Genomic DNA, 13,750 nt, shown 5'->3' on the forward strand with positions numbered 1-13,750 from the left:
GTTCTAGATGAGATGTGACAACAATGTTGCCACAGTCTGAACTCGTTTCGTCCCCCACCCGCGGAAGGTGATAGCAGAAATTCAATCCCGCGCAGATGGTTCCTGAGGCGCGGCGGTTTTTTTCCGGAGCTCTTCTTGACAGAGGAGGGTGGCTCGCCCCTATGACGGAGCCGCCTCGGTGTCGGGGCATCTTCCTGCTCGCAACCTTCGTGCGCCGCCCGAGCACTTCGCAGTCTTCGATGGACAACCCTTCACGCTCCGAGCGGTCGCGCAAGGCCGCGCTCACCGCCGCTCTTACCATCATCGCCCGCGATGGTCCGGGGCGGCTGACGCTCGACGCCATCGCCCGCGAGAGCGGGCTGAGCAAGGGCGGGCTGATGCACCAGTTCCCCAACAAGGAAGCGGTGCTCAAGGCTCTGCTGGAACAGCAATTCCTGCATTTCGACGAATTCGCCAGCAGATACAGGGCTGAAGCCGGCAAAGCGGCTGATCAGCCCGAGCTCGCGACGCAGATCGCGATCTCGCGGGAGCTGATCGCCCAGCAATATTCGGTGGCGCAGGCCATGCTCGGCGCGCTCGCCCAGGAGCCGGGATTGCTGGCCGATGCCCGTGCCAAGGATGCCGAGAGAGTAGCCGAGATCCGCGGCGAGGCCGAGGACGCCGATCTCGCGGTCCTAAGATGGGCGGCGGCCCGTGGGCTTGCGTTGATGACGATGCTGCGCGTCTCGCCGCTGGAGCAGCCGGACCTGGACCGCCTGTTTGCGCGCCTGCTCGACGACCGCCAATGGACGGGGTTCGAGCACCGCGTCCCGTCCGACCGCTGATCTGCCTCGAAAGCCGCTTCTTCGGCAGGCGCCGGGTCGCATCCCACCGAGACATTAACGCAATCTTCACCGAGCTTCTTTACAAACCGTCTGGTCGGTTTTATTGATTGGGCGCTGGTTGTGCTTCGCAACAAGCCGCGCAGGTGAGGAGAAAGGGAATGACGATTCGAGTCCGGGTGTCCGGCTTTGCGGCGATTGCCGCGGCGGGTCTTTGCGCCGGCTGCAATACGGTGACGCCGGTGGCCTATTCCGAGGTGGCCTCGGCGCGTTATCTGGCGCCGAATTCCGTCGACCTGTCGGGGCGGGTGCCGTACCGCTACGCGGCTGCCGCGGACTGGCGCAGCTATGACAAGGTGATGCTCGATCCGGTCGTGATCTATCGCGGCAGGGATCACCAGTTCGGCGACATGTCCGAGCAGGACAAGGCGAGGCTCGCCGCCTACATGCGGTCGCGGTTCCTGGAAAATCTGTCGGCGCGCTTCCGGGTCGTGAGCCAGCGAGGGCCGGCCACGTTGCGCGTGCGGCTTACCCTGACCGGCGCCGTCGCCAACACGCCGGTGCTCGGCACCGCCTCGCGCTTCGATCTCGCCGGCGCCGTCTACAACGGTGTGCAAAGCGCCCGCGACGGCGAGGGGCTGCTGACCGGCTCGGTGTTCTACGCGGCCGAGATCTTCGATGCCGCGAGCGGGCGGCTGCTGAACGCTTTCGTCAGCAAGCAATATCCCTCTCCGTATGACATCAAGGCCAGCGTCGGCGCGCTCGCGGCCGCAGAAGCCGGGATCGACAAGGGGGCCGATGCCCTGGTCGCGCAGCTCCAGTGAGCGAGCAGTGCAGACGCATGCGAAGGGGCCCCAGAAGGCGGCCCGCCGCGCAGCCGTCTTTCGCGTGCTTTCGCATCGAGGGCACCGGCAAATGTCCGGCAGCCATTGGCGACGTCAATCTCGCCGTACGAGCGCGTGGCTCGAGGCCGTGGAGACAACGGGGTCCCTGGACATGACATTGAGATTCGTTCTGCGCGTCGGCCTGCGCATCGTCGTCAGCCTGCTGCTGTCGATGGCGGAGGGCCGCGGTCACGCCGCCCCCGTCAGCGATCCGCTCGGCACATGGTTGACCGAGGACGGCCGCGCCCGCGTCCGCATCGAGCGTTGTGGCGCCATGGCCGATCGCGTCTGCGGCTACATCGTCTGGATGAAGGAGACGGCGGATGCCAAGGGGCAGCCGTTCCGTGACCGGCTGAATCCGGATCCGGCCAGGCGCGGCCGTCTGCTGCTCGGCCACCAGATGCTGCTCGGCCTGAAGCTGAACGCCGACGGCCGTCACAGCGGCGAGGTCTACAACGCCGAGGACGGCAAGACCTATGCCGTCTCGATCTGGCGCGAGGGCCCGAAGATGCTGGCGGTCAAGGGCTGTCTGCTCGGGCTGTTCTGCGCGACGCAAGGCTGGGTGCTGGTGACGGATCAGGTGCCCGGCCAACTCATCGGAGCGACCGGCGAGGGCGGCGGGCCGTTGCCGGATCCAGAGTGGACTGCGCCCAAGCCGCCGTCGGCGACCGGTATCGCCAAGCCAGCGGTCAGGACGAGGGTGAATTGACGCCTAAGGCCGGTGATAGCGATTGCCGCAGCAAATCCCAACTTCACGGAAGCTGGTGCCGGCTGAGGGGATTGAACCCCCGACCTTCGGTTTACAAAACCGCTGCTCTACCGCTGAGCTAAGCCGGCGAATGCACATTGGTGGCGAAGATCTCGTCCTCAGATTGCGACGAGGTCTCGCGAAGCGCGGTGTTCCTACCAGAGTTGATGCAGTCCGGCTACTCCCCGAGTGAGGGCCGCCTCTCCCATCAACCCAGCAAAAAGGGCGGCCGTTGGGCCGCCCTTGTCGGAGCCGATTATCGAAGCCGCTCCGGCGCGATCTTTACTGGCAGATGTGCATCAGCCCGTCGCTGCCCTTGAACATGGTGCCGGGGCGGCAGACCAGGCCGTTGCGGGTCGCGTAGCTGTTCCAGTCGCCATAGTAGCCGTTCGGGCCGCGATCATAGCTCGGTTGGCCGTAAGAGGGGCCGGGACTGTAGGCATAGGCATCCGCGGTCCGGAACGGCGCCGTGGCGATGGCGCCGGCGGTTCCGATGGCTGCGCCTGCGATGCCAGCAGCGGTGCCGACCGCTCCAGCGGCGACGTCAGCCGGCCAGAAGCCGCTGTTGCGGCGATCCCAGCCGTTGTTGTTCCATCCGGTATTCCACCCGGCATCGGTGCGCTGCTGCATCATCGCCCCGTCCTGGCGGGCCATGTGCCGATGCTGCATCATTCCTTCCTGCTGGTGGTTCATATGCCGGTGATGCATGTCGCGCGCCATGGCCGGGCCGGCGAGCGCCGTTGCGAGTACAGCAGCCCCGAGAATAGCAAATCGTGTCATGGAATACTCCGTCGTTGCGCCCCACCTGCTAAGCGCAAGCCGGCCCCGTCGTTCCCGCCGCGCCGGGAATGTTTTGGAACGACATGAGGCCATCGCTTTGCGAGGCCGGAGCAGCGGTTGCGGTCCGGCTTGCTCCGACCCGAAGGCTGTTAGTCCCGCGGACAGGGCAGGCGGGGTTGATGCTGGCAGTATTGTCGCTCTCGGCTGATGATCAGCCATTAACCCTCGCGCTCGAACCCCACCGGGGCTTTAACCCGGAATGGTGGCTCGCGCGTTAGTCTTACCAGCAGATTGATGTGCGCGTTTAACCCATCGGGGCGCGCGTTGCGGTATTGGTAGGATGGCAACCGGGGCGTGAATTCATGCGTATTACAACGGCTCTTGTGATTCTGATTGGAGCGTCTTCCGCCGCGCTCGCCAGCGAAGGCTTCGAGATCGTCATTCCGCAGCGGCCCGGCGTGCCCGTCGTCATCAACGGCATCGATGCGTCCTACGCCGTTGTCGAAGGCCAGTACGGTCTTGGCAGGGGCAATTACATGCAGCCGACGATCTATGGCGGTCGACCGGTCGAGCCCGAGCCCCATGTCGGCCATTACTATCCGACTCTCGGAGCGAGGCCGGGCTATGGCCGCATGGAGATCGAGCCGCCGGCCGATCGCAAGCTGCCGAAGCCGGCCGAGAGCTATTCGCGCTCATGGGGTGCCCAGTCGCAGATGCAGCCGCCGGAGCCGGCGGTGCCGATGTATCCGCCTGCCGTCATCCTGGCTCCGCCTGATGGCGGCCCGCGCGGGTATTCTAATTCACCGCCGGCCTACCGCCGCTAGCGAGCAGCTCGCCATCAACTGTCAAATCAAGCAAAAATAGGTCAACAGGAGAGAGTTATGCGTGGAATAATTTCAGGACTTGTCGCCATTGCCGGTCTGGCCGCCGCTGGCAGCGCGCCGGCCGCCGCCTGCGGCGCCTCCGCCTGCACGCCGTGCGGCTACGCCACGCCGTGCGCGCCGCAGGTCGCCTATCAGCCGACGGTCACTTATCAGCCGACCGTGACCTACCAGCCCACGGTGACGTATCAGCCGCAATACTTCTATCAGCCCGGCTACACCTATGGCCACGGCTGCGGTGCCTGCGGCGCGAGCTATGAGCGGCTGCCCGAGCCGACGCGGCAGTACTACTATGTCAACCAGGGTCCGACCTACAGCGGTCCCGGCGCCTTCGCGCCGTATCCGGCCTATGAGGAGCAGGCGCTCCCGGTCTATCGCTATCACCACCGCCGGCATGCTTATGAGGCGACCCGCGTCGCCCCCGAAGTGGTATATGCCCAGCCCCGCCCCGCCTATCGCTGGGGCGCCTCGCCTTATTATCACGGCCAGCGCGTGCTGCGCCGCTACTACTGATCAGCCGCACCTTCGTTCACGCCAGCGCCCGCGCGCCGCATGCGCGCGGGCGCTTCGTCATTTCGGCATCAATCCGATGCGGGTCGCGCCGACATAGAGTGCGAGCACGGCGGCATTGGAGACGTTGAGGCTCTTGATGGCGCCGGGCATGTCGAGCCGTGCCACGACGCTGCAGGTCTCGCGCGTCAACTGCCGCAGGCCCTTGCCCTCGGCGCCGAGCACCAGCGCGAGCGGCTCGCGCAAGGCGACCGCCGCGATGTCCTCCTCGCCCGCGCTGTCCAGCCCCACTGTCTGAAAGCCGCGTTCGTTCAGCCGCGTCAGCGCGCGGGCGAGGTTCTGCACCGTGACGATCGGCACCAGTTCCAGCGCGCCGGAGGCGGACTTGGCCAGCACTCCGGTGGCCTCGGGGCTGTGGCGCCCGGTGGTGACGACGGCCTTCACGCCGAACGCCGCCGCCGAGCGCAGGATGGCGCCGACATTGTGCGGGTCGGTGATCTGGTCGAGCACCAGGATCAGCCCCTCGGCGGCGAGCGTGTCGATGTCCGGCGAGGGCAGGGGATCGGCCTCCGCCAACAGGCCCTGGTGCACGGCGTCCGGGCCGAGCCGCTGGTCGATCTGGCTGGGACGCACGATCTCGGGCGTCACCCGTGTCTCGATCCCCTCGTCGGCGAGCCGGCGGGCAGCGTTCTCGGTCAGGTAAAGCTTGCGAATCCTCCGCTTCGGATTGGCCAGCGCCAGGGTCACGGTGTGCCAGCCATAGAGAATGACGGGGCCATCCGAGTCCTGACCGCGCTCCCGCCACGGCTGGGGGCGCTCGAATCCGCGCGGTTTGCCGGAGAATTTACCGCCCGGACGGCGAAAAGGTGGCTTTCGGTCGCGTTCGCTCATGGCCCGAGCTTCTGTCACGGCCTGCGGATTCTGGCAATTTGGCACCGCTGAGACGGGAAAATTCGTCGTCCCTTGGTTGACTTCGAGGGGCGGGTTCGATCATAACGACCCCGGCCGCGCGCGCCCACTCATCCGGGCCCCGCGGTCTTACCGTCTCCATGGCGCTGATGGTCCCGACGCTGCTGTTCCGCGGCCGGCCCGAATTGCCGTCGATACGGGGGAGTGTCCCGAGTGGCAAAGGGAGCTGACTGTAAATCAGCCGCCTCATGGCTTCGCAGGTTCGAGTCCTGCCTCCCCCACCAATTTACTGCCTCTCAGCTCGATGAGATTTTGCAAGGATCGGGGACCCCCTGGGCATTGCCGCCGCATTCCCTGCAGATGGAGCGCCGAAATCAATGGGTCGCATCTGGGTCATGGCGAGATCCGGAAATCCAACGACCGATCGTGACCTCCATTGTATCCTTGGTTGTTCCTCGATCCCTCGGCGGCAATCGCTCACGGCTGCCATGACGACGCGCCAGAACCCAGGCTCCGGACAAGCCGGCTTGGCAACGGTGGGCTATTGATCGCTTGTTGCCGGTCCACCCTCGCGGGGTGAGGTTCCGGCTGCCACAGCCGAGTTAATGCCGCGAAAGCGATCGATATATTGAAGCAACCACGGAAAACGCGACATTCTCTGTCGCGAGATTTTCTTTATGAAAAAAATAGCTGGCTTTAAATCAACCGCGTCGGCTTCGCGTCATTCCCACCGCATTGATTTTGCTTCAGAATCCTGAATCTTTCGCCTCGAAGAATGTGGCGGAGCGTAGCTATTCTGCCACAACCGGGCGGTTTTTCGTCGCAACTGTGGCGAGTCGCGTTGCGAGCTGATCTCACGTTTGTTATCGGTTCCATATGTTCAAGAGCATATATACACCGATTTTGATATGTGTTGTGGGAATGAGCTTTAGCCCGGCATTGGGCGCTGAGCCGTTCACCATCCAGGACGCCATCAACCAGGCGGTGAAGACCAATCCCGGTGTCGGGGAGGCCGCCGCCAACCGGCGGGCCACCGAAGCCGAGCTTCGCCAGTCCCAGGGGACGCTGCTGCCGCAGGTCCGGCTCGATGCGAGCGCCGGGCCCGAGATGCTCAAGCAGTATGTTTCACCGGCGCCGGCCAATAATGGCCGCTACCTGCGCGGCCGCGAGGCCGGCGTGGTGGTCCGTCAGTTGCTGTTCGATGGCTTTTCCTCGATCAATGAAGTGTGGCGCCAGGCCGCGCGGGTCGATGCCGCCGCGTACCGCGTGCTGGAGCGAACCGAGCTGATCGGTCTCGATGCCGCCGAGGCCTATGTCGACGTGGTGCGCTACTCCAGGCTGGTCGCGCTGGCCGAGAAGAACCTCAAGGTTCATCTCGAGCTGCGCAGGAACGTGCTGGCCCGTTTCCAGGGCGGCCGGGCCGGCGAGGGCGACACCCAGCAGGCCGAGGAGCGGGTCGCTGCAGCGCAGGCCGTGCTCGAAGAATTCCGTCTCAGCCTGGAAGTGGCGCGGGCGAAGTACCGCAAGGTCGTCGGCGTCGAGCCCTATAACCTGCGTTTCCCCGGCCGGCTGTCCGACATGCCGAGAGACAAGGCGGAATCGCTCGACGTCGCCTACAAGTTCAATCCGACCCTGCGCGCCGCCGCGGCGGATGTGACGGCTGCCAAGCGGGGCTTCGATGCCACGACCGGCACCTTCCTGCCGACGCTTTCGCTCGAAGGCCGCGCGACGACCGGCAAGGAATCGATCACCTACACCAATCGCTACGACGAGGTCAGCGGCAAGGTCGTTGCGTCCTGGGATATCTTCAACGGCGGTCAGAACAGCTGGCGCCGTGAGGAAGCCGCGCAGCGGATGATCCAGGAGCAGCAGAAGCACGCTCGGCTGCAGCGCGATGCGCTGGAGTCGATCGACAAGGCCTGGGCGGCCCGGATCATCACCGCCGATCGCGTCGCCGCCCTCGTACGCGATGTCGAAGCGGCCCGTCGCACCTTCGTCGCCTACAACAAGGAATACGAACTCGGCCAGCGCACGCTGATCGATCTCCTGAACTCGCAGAACCAGTACTTCAATGCCAACGTGTCGCTGGTGTCGGCGCGCGGTGTGGTTGTGTTCGCTGACTATCAGCTGCTCGCCGCGATGGGCCAGATGCTCAACTACCTGAAGACCGGGCATCCTCCGGAGACCGAGCCGGTGGACACGCCGAGCGGCTTCATCGGCTATAGCCTGGCGCCTGTTCGGCTGAGCGCGCCTGCGCCCGGACCGCAGCCGCTGAGCTCCGCCGGTCCGGTGCCGATGTTCGGCCTGCATGCTGGTACGCCGAAGCATCCTGCGCCGATTACCTTTGGCGATCGGTGGGCCTCGAGCGATCCTGAGGATACGACACTGTTCGTCGCGTCCGGAAAGTACGGCGGATTCGCTCAGAGCCCCAACGGGCGCGCGCCGAAATAGGTGAGACTAACAAAGCCGGTGCATGTCGCGCCGGCTTTTCACCATACGCATTTACTTTGCGCTGAGATTGTCGAGAAGCACCTGCAAAAATCTTGAAAAAGCCAGGTGCGAGCCAAAGAATTGGGCTAAGGCAAATTATTAGCAAGAAGCAATGGGTGCAGGTCCGCGCTGCTCGGTGGGCCAGATGGGTTTTCGAGGCGTCGTTGAATATTCGTCCGACAAGGTTCGAGCTCGAAGAGACGGCCCACGTGATGCCGCAGATGAGCGCAGCCGCAGCAGCAACTGATCCTCTCAGCGACAGTCTGCTTTACCTCGCAGCTCATCATGGCCGCGCCTTGAGCCGCAGCGCGCTGCTATCCGGACTGCCGCTCGACAGCGGCGTGCTCAGCATCGCGCTCTACGAGCGCGCCGCGCAGCGCGCCGGGCTCGAGGCGCAACTGGTCGAACGGCCGCTGAGCGAGATCCCCGCGCTGGTGCTGCCTTGCGTGCTGATGTTTCACGACGGCACCACGCGCATCCTGCTGACGATCGACGAGGCCGCCGGCCGCCTCACCATCGTCGATCCCTCGCGTCGTGAACAGCCGGCGATCGAGCGCTTCGAGGCGGTCGCGGCGCGATATGTCGGCTTCGCCTATCTGGTGCGGCCCGCCACAGTCGCCGATCCGCGCGTGGCGGCAGCCGGCGAGGTGCCGAAGACGCACTGGTTCTGGTCGGTGGTCAGCCGCTTCGGCGCCAATTACGGCCATGTCGCGATCGCCGCGTTCATCGTCAACATCCTGGCGCTGGCCGCGCCGCTGTTCACGATGAGCGTCTACGACCGCGTGATCCCGAACGGCGCGATCCCCTCATTGGTCGCACTCGGCATCGGCCTTCTCCTCGCCATCGGATTCGACTTCCTGCTCAAGGTGGTGCGCAGCCGCATCATCGACATGACAGGCAAGAAGATCGACGTGGTGCTTGCCGCGAACATCTTCGAGCACGTGATGTCGCTGAAGATGGACAAGCGGCCGCCGTCGGTCGGCATCCTCGCCAACCAGCTGCGAGACTTTGATTCGGTTCGCGAGTTCTTCACCTCCGGCACCGTGGTGTCGGCGACCGACATGCTGTTCGCGGTCGTGTTCATCATCGTGCTGTTCATCATCGCAGGTCCCATCGCATGGATTCCGCTGCTGATGCTGCCGGTGATGATCGCCGTCGGGCTGCTGATCCAGCGGCCGCTCGAACGCGCGATGCGGCAGATGCAGGCGCAGTCCGCCGCGCGTCACGGCATTCTGGTGGAATCGCTGAACGGAATGGAGACGGTCCGCGCGGTGGCCGGCGAGAGCCGGGTGCAGACGGTGTGGGAGCGCTCGGTGGCGGCGCAGGCGCGCTCCAGCGAGGACGTCCAGTTCTGGGCGTCGATGGCCATGACCGCGGCGAGCGTCGCCAGCCAGTTCTGCAGCCTGCTGCTGGTCGTGGTCGGCGTGTTCCTGATCCTCGACGGCAAGCTCTCGGTCGGTGCGCTGGTGGCGGCCAACATGCTGTCGGGTCGCGTGCTCGGTCCGATCGCCGGCATCGCCGGCCTGATGACGCGCTTCACCCAGACGACGTCGGCGCTGCGCTCGATCGACCGGCTGATGTCCCTGGACCGTGAGCGTCCGCCGGAAAAGATCTACGTCGCGCGTGAGATCAACCAGGGCCGCATCCAGTTCAAGAACGTCAGCTTCTCCTATCCGGGAAGCCAGACCAAGGCGCTCGACAACGTCTCCTTCGATATCAAGCCGGGCGAGAAGATCGGCATCATCGGTCGGGTCGGCTCGGGCAAGACCACCGTCGGCCGCCTCGCCACTGCGTTCTATCCGCCGACCGAAGGCAGCATCCTGATCGACGGGATCGACATCCAGCAGTACGACCCGGCCGATCTGCGCGCCGGCATCGGCTTCGTGCTGCAGGACACCGACCTGTTCTACGGCAAGCTGCGCGACAACATCACGCTCGGCCGTCCGGCGGCGACCGATGAGGAGGTGCTCGAGGCAGCGCGGCTCGCCGGCGTCGAAACCTTCATCGCCGGCCACCCGCAGGGCTATGAGATGATGATCGCCGAAGGCGGCCGCAGCCTGTCGGGCGGGCAGAAGCAGGCGATCGGGCTGGCGCGTGTCCTGATCCGCAAGCCGCGCGTGCTGTTCCTCGACGAGCCGACTGCGCATTTCGACGTCCGCAGCGAGGGCGAATTCCTCGAGCGCCTGAAGTCGCTGGCCAAAGGCGAGATGTCCATCATCGTCTCGACCCACCGGCCTTCGTTGTTGTCGCTGGTCGACCGCATCCTGGTGTTCGACTCCGGCAAGATTGTCGCCGACGGTCCGACCGCGCAGATCCTCACCATGCTGCGTCCGCAGCAGCCCGCGGCGGCGCCGGCCGCGAGCCACGCGGTGAAGCCGGTCCAGGGGACGCGGTGACATGGCGCTCAGCGATTTCGCGTTCTCCAACGACATCAGGGCTGCCGTCGAACTGCGCACGCCGAAGACGGCGCGGATGCTGCTGCTGGCCTCGCTCGGCCTGTTCTTCACCTTCCTGATCTGGGCGCATTTCGCCGTGCTCGATGAGGTCAAGCGCGGCAATGGCAAGGTTGTGCCGTCGCGCCAGACCCAGGTGGTTCAATCGCTGGAAGGCGGCATCATCGCCGATCTCCTGGTGCAGGAAGGCGCGATCGTCGAAAAGGATCAGCCCCTGGCGCGGATCGAGGACACCAATTTTGCGTCGCAGTTCGGCGAGATCCGCGAGCGCCGCGGCGCGATGGCGGCGCGGGTGATCCGGCTGGCGGCGGAAACCGAGGGCCGCAGCCCGGTCGAGTTTCCCGAGGAGCTCGTCGCGGACGCCCCGCGCGCGGTGCAGACCGAGCGCGCCGTGTTCGACGCCCATGCGCGCAAGCTCGCGCAGGACATCGACGTCGTGCAGCAGCAGGAGCAGCAGAAGAGCAAGGAGATCGACGAGCTCAGGGCCACCGAGAAGCGCTTCTCGGAGACGTTGGCACTGCTCAATCGCGAATTGGGGCTGACCCGCAAGCTGTTCGACCAGAAGGTGGTGCCGGAGATCGAGATGCTCCGCGCCGACCGCCAGGCCACCGACATGCGGGGGCAGCTCGCGGTGGTGCAGGCGAGCATCGTGAAGACCGAGGCGGCAGTGCAGGAGGCGCGCGCTCGCCGGCTCAACATCGTCACGGCGTTTCGCGCCCAGGCCGAGGACGATCTCGCCAAGTCGCGCGGCGATCTCGCCGTGCTCGACGAGAACATCAAATCGGCCCAGGACCGGGTGCGGCGCACCGAGCTGCGCTCGCCCGTGCGCGGCATCGTCAACAGGCTCAACGTCACCACCATCGGCGCCGTGGTCGCGCCAGGCGCCAGCCTGATGGAGATCACGCCGCTCGATGACACGCTGCTGGTCGAAGGCCGCATCCGTCCGCAGGACATCGCCTTCATCCGTCCCAACCACGAGGCGGTGGTCAAGCTCAGCGCCTATGATTCCTCGGTGTACGGCTCCTTGCACGGGCGCGTCGAGCGCATCAGCGCCGATACCATCACCGACGAGAAGGGCGACAAGAACGAGCGTGGCGAGACCTTCTATCGGGTGATGGTGCGCACCGAGAAGAACCATCTCGGGACCGCCCAGCAGCCGCTTCCGATCATCCCGGGCATGGTCGCGACCGTCGAGATCCTGACGGGCAAGAAATCGGTGCTGGACTATCTGGTCAAGCCTGCCCGCATGCTGCGCGACGAGGCGCTGCGGGAGCGCTGAGCGCAGGCGCGGCCAGCTCGTGTGAGTGCAGCGATACCCGGTTCTCCGCGAAAAGTATGTGAGATCCCAGAAGTCGCTGCGCTGATCCGCGGCTGAGCGAGCCGGCCTGCGTTACCAAATTCTGAATCGTTCAAATGCGACGCGATTTGGTCGGCCGCGATTAGTCGCGTTCGCAGCTTGGCCGCGAACATCACCGCGGTTTAACCGGCCCGAAGCCGCGCCGGCCCTATCCCTGATCCGATAACAACCGGGACAGGGATCGACGCGATGACGTCGGCCGATGCCCCGGAGCATACGGGGCGTCACTGATGTTGCGGATCGATCGGCCGCGGGCTCTCCCGCGCGCGCTGGGGCTTGCGCTTGTGTTGTCGGTCGTGGCCGGTTGTGCCGGCGCTGCGTTTGCCGAGACTTCAAATCGTAGATCTCCGCAGGGCACTGCGGATAGCGCGCTGCCGGTGCCGCCGCCCGTCCGTTTCTTCACCATCAATGCCGTGCTCGCCAAGCACGACGGCCTGCGTCGCGCGGCCTCCGGGCCTGTGGAAGTGGCATCGACCGACCCGGCCGGGCGCGCCGGATCAGTCAGCGACGCCCCGCAGGGGCCGGCGGTCGCTAATCCCAGCGACGAGCCGTTCGGCCTGATGACGTTCCGCGCACCCGAAGGCGTGCTGTGGGTGAAATGGCGCGGCATCCAGGCTGCGATGGCGAGCGAGCGGATGTCGACCGACCGCTGCAACGGCGATGACGCGCGTTGCTCGGCGTCGGAGCGCTTCTTCGTCGCGCTGATGCGGTCGGCGGCTGCCGCCAGCGAAGGTCGTGCACGCGCGGAAATCATCAATCGCGGCGTCAACCAGGCGGTGCGCTACGTCAGCGACGATCAGCAACACGGCCTGCCGGACGTCTGGAGTTCGCCACTGCAGACCTTGCGCAGCGGCCTCGGTGACTGCGAGGACTACGCGATCGCGAAATACGCGTTGTTGCTGGCGGCGGGAACGCCGGAATCCGATCTCAAGCTGCTGCTGGTCCGGGACCTCGCCGTAAGGCAGGATCACGCCGTCGTCGCAGTCCGGCTCGAGGGCAAGTGGTTCGTGCTCGACAATCGGCGGGCCGCTCTGATGGAGGGACGAGATCTGCAGTCCTTCATGCCGCTGTTTGCAATCGATCACCGCGGCGTCAGCCTGTTCGCGGCGCCCTATGCCGAGCGGCCGCACCACGAAAGCGAGAGCGACGTCACGCCGGCGGCCGAAGCCGACATCGGCGGCGGCCGTGATCCGGGCCGGCCGTTGCTGCTCTGAATGTCGCAGCCGAACGACTTGTAGCCGGCGCCGTTTGCGGTCTTAATGCACGCCGGGAAGCTGGCGAGCAGGGGGCCGCGGTGAATATCAAGCAAGTCATGGTTTGCGGGGCAGTGGTCCTGTCGGCGATCGGTGGGATGATCGGCATCGCGCGGGCCGACGCCGTGGTGCTGCCGGGCGCGGCGTTTGCGATCGCCTGCGAGAATGGCGGCAGTTACGTGCTGCGCTCTCGTCCCGTGCTCGCGCCGGGCGAGATCGTCACCGCGCAGCTCTACCTCCATCCTCGCCACGCGATTCCGGTCCGTCTCGTTCCGATGGGCGACGGCTATCGCTACGCGGGCCGCGGCGTGTGGCTCGATGGCATCGGTGACCAGGCGCTGTTGTATTTGCGCAAATATGAACCGGTCGCCTGCGTGGTCAGCCGCATCTGAGGCATTCTGCCGCTGCACAACCTCTTTCAAGAATAGGCTCCGCCTTTCGCAAATAATTCGCGAGAGGCGGAGTTCCATTTCGGCCATTTCATGGCGCTCAGCTCATATTCACGACAGCGTGCGTGGTGTTCCGCAAGTATTGCGCGCGGAACAACTGCGGATCAGTAGTAATTCTCCAGGCCAAAACCCGATTTAATCTTGTCTTTCCGGCTGCGCCATGCGTAGCGCGGAAGCATAGGCGCGGACTAATTTACCTTCATAAATGCCGCTGC

Annotated in this window: 12 protein-coding genes and 2 tRNA genes; 11 read left to right on the top strand and 3 right to left on the bottom strand. The window is 65.4% G+C overall.

The annotated features are described in order from the left end of the window. Positions 1-239 precede the first annotated feature (239 nt). The 3 genes from QX126_RS10210 to QX126_RS10220 all read left to right on the top strand — a co-directional run bounded on the left by QX126_RS10210 (position 240) and on the right by QX126_RS10220 (position 2,414). On the top strand, positions 240-824 hold the full coding sequence (locus tag QX126_RS10210) for a TetR/AcrR family transcriptional regulator (protein WP_315780753.1): 585 nt from the start codon (positions 240-242) through the stop codon (positions 822-824). 158 nt (positions 825-982) lie between these two features. After that, positions 983-1,645, top strand: coding sequence for a DUF3313 domain-containing protein (locus tag QX126_RS10215; RefSeq protein ID WP_315780755.1), 663 nt, complete (start codon positions 983-985; stop codon positions 1,643-1,645). Between the two features lie 172 nt (positions 1,646-1,817). Continuing rightward, positions 1,818-2,414: a DUF2147 domain-containing protein gene (locus tag QX126_RS10220; RefSeq protein WP_315780757.1), complete on the top strand. Its 597-nt coding sequence runs from the start codon at positions 1,818-1,820 to the stop codon at positions 2,412-2,414. 53 nt (positions 2,415-2,467) lie between these two features. Here the strand turns inward: QX126_RS10220 and QX126_RS10225 are convergent. Together QX126_RS10225 and QX126_RS10230 are read right to left on the bottom strand one after the other, a co-directional pair. Continuing rightward, positions 2,468-2,542 (bottom strand) — tRNA-Thr (locus QX126_RS10225). A gap of 193 nt (positions 2,543-2,735) precedes the next feature. Continuing rightward, positions 2,736-3,233, bottom strand: a complete 498-nt coding sequence (locus tag QX126_RS10230) for a hypothetical protein (protein ID WP_315780759.1) — start codon at positions 3,231-3,233, stop codon at positions 2,736-2,738. Positions 3,234-3,595: 362 nt separating this feature from the next. Between QX126_RS10230 and QX126_RS10235 the strand changes: the two genes are divergently transcribed. Together QX126_RS10235 and QX126_RS10240 are read left to right on the top strand one after the other, a co-directional pair. Next, positions 3,596-4,057 carry a hypothetical protein gene (locus QX126_RS10235; RefSeq protein WP_315780761.1) on the top strand — a complete coding sequence of 154 codons (462 nt, stop codon included), beginning with the start codon at positions 3,596-3,598 and terminating at the stop codon, positions 4,055-4,057. Between the two features lie 57 nt (positions 4,058-4,114). Next, complete coding sequence (locus QX126_RS10240; RefSeq protein ID WP_315780763.1) at positions 4,115-4,627, top strand: hypothetical protein; 513 nt, start codon at positions 4,115-4,117, stop codon at positions 4,625-4,627. 57 nt (positions 4,628-4,684) lie between these two features. Here QX126_RS10240 and rlmB read toward each other — a convergent pair whose 3' ends face one another. Beyond that, on the bottom strand, positions 4,685-5,515 hold the full coding sequence (gene rlmB / locus QX126_RS10245) for a 23S rRNA (guanosine(2251)-2'-O)-methyltransferase RlmB (protein WP_315737540.1): 831 nt from the start codon (positions 5,513-5,515) through the stop codon (positions 4,685-4,687). A gap of 216 nt (positions 5,516-5,731) precedes the next feature. Between rlmB and QX126_RS10250 the strand changes: the two genes are divergently transcribed. The 6 genes from QX126_RS10250 to QX126_RS10275 all read left to right on the top strand — a co-directional run bounded on the left by QX126_RS10250 (position 5,732) and on the right by QX126_RS10275 (position 13,478). After that, positions 5,732-5,817 (top strand) — tRNA-Tyr (locus tag QX126_RS10250). Between the two features lie 637 nt (positions 5,818-6,454). Then, positions 6,455-7,984 carry a TolC family outer membrane protein gene (locus QX126_RS10255; protein WP_315780765.1) on the top strand — a complete coding sequence of 510 codons (1,530 nt, stop codon included), beginning with the start codon at positions 6,455-6,457 and terminating at the stop codon, positions 7,982-7,984. A 251-nt stretch (positions 7,985-8,235) separates the two neighbouring features. Beyond that, positions 8,236-10,419 (top strand): type I secretion system permease/ATPase, encoded by a 2,184-nt coding sequence (locus tag QX126_RS10260; protein WP_315771199.1) that lies wholly within the window; start codon positions 8,236-8,238, stop codon positions 10,417-10,419. A gap of 1 nt (position 10,420) precedes the next feature. After that, positions 10,421-11,755, top strand: coding sequence for an HlyD family type I secretion periplasmic adaptor subunit (locus QX126_RS10265; RefSeq protein ID WP_315737542.1), 1,335 nt, complete (start codon positions 10,421-10,423; stop codon positions 11,753-11,755). Between the two features lie 455 nt (positions 11,756-12,210). Next, positions 12,211-13,047: a transglutaminase-like cysteine peptidase gene (locus QX126_RS10270; protein WP_315780767.1), complete on the top strand. Its 837-nt coding sequence runs from the start codon at positions 12,211-12,213 to the stop codon at positions 13,045-13,047. Positions 13,048-13,127: 80 nt separating this feature from the next. After that, positions 13,128-13,478, top strand: coding sequence for a hypothetical protein (locus tag QX126_RS10275; RefSeq protein WP_315737544.1), 351 nt, complete (start codon positions 13,128-13,130; stop codon positions 13,476-13,478). The last annotated feature ends 272 nt before the right edge of the window (positions 13,479-13,750 follow it).

The organism is Bradyrhizobium sp. SZCCHNPS1003 (assembly GCF_032381555.1).
Classification (GTDB): Bacteria; Pseudomonadota; Alphaproteobacteria; order Rhizobiales; family Xanthobacteraceae; genus Bradyrhizobium.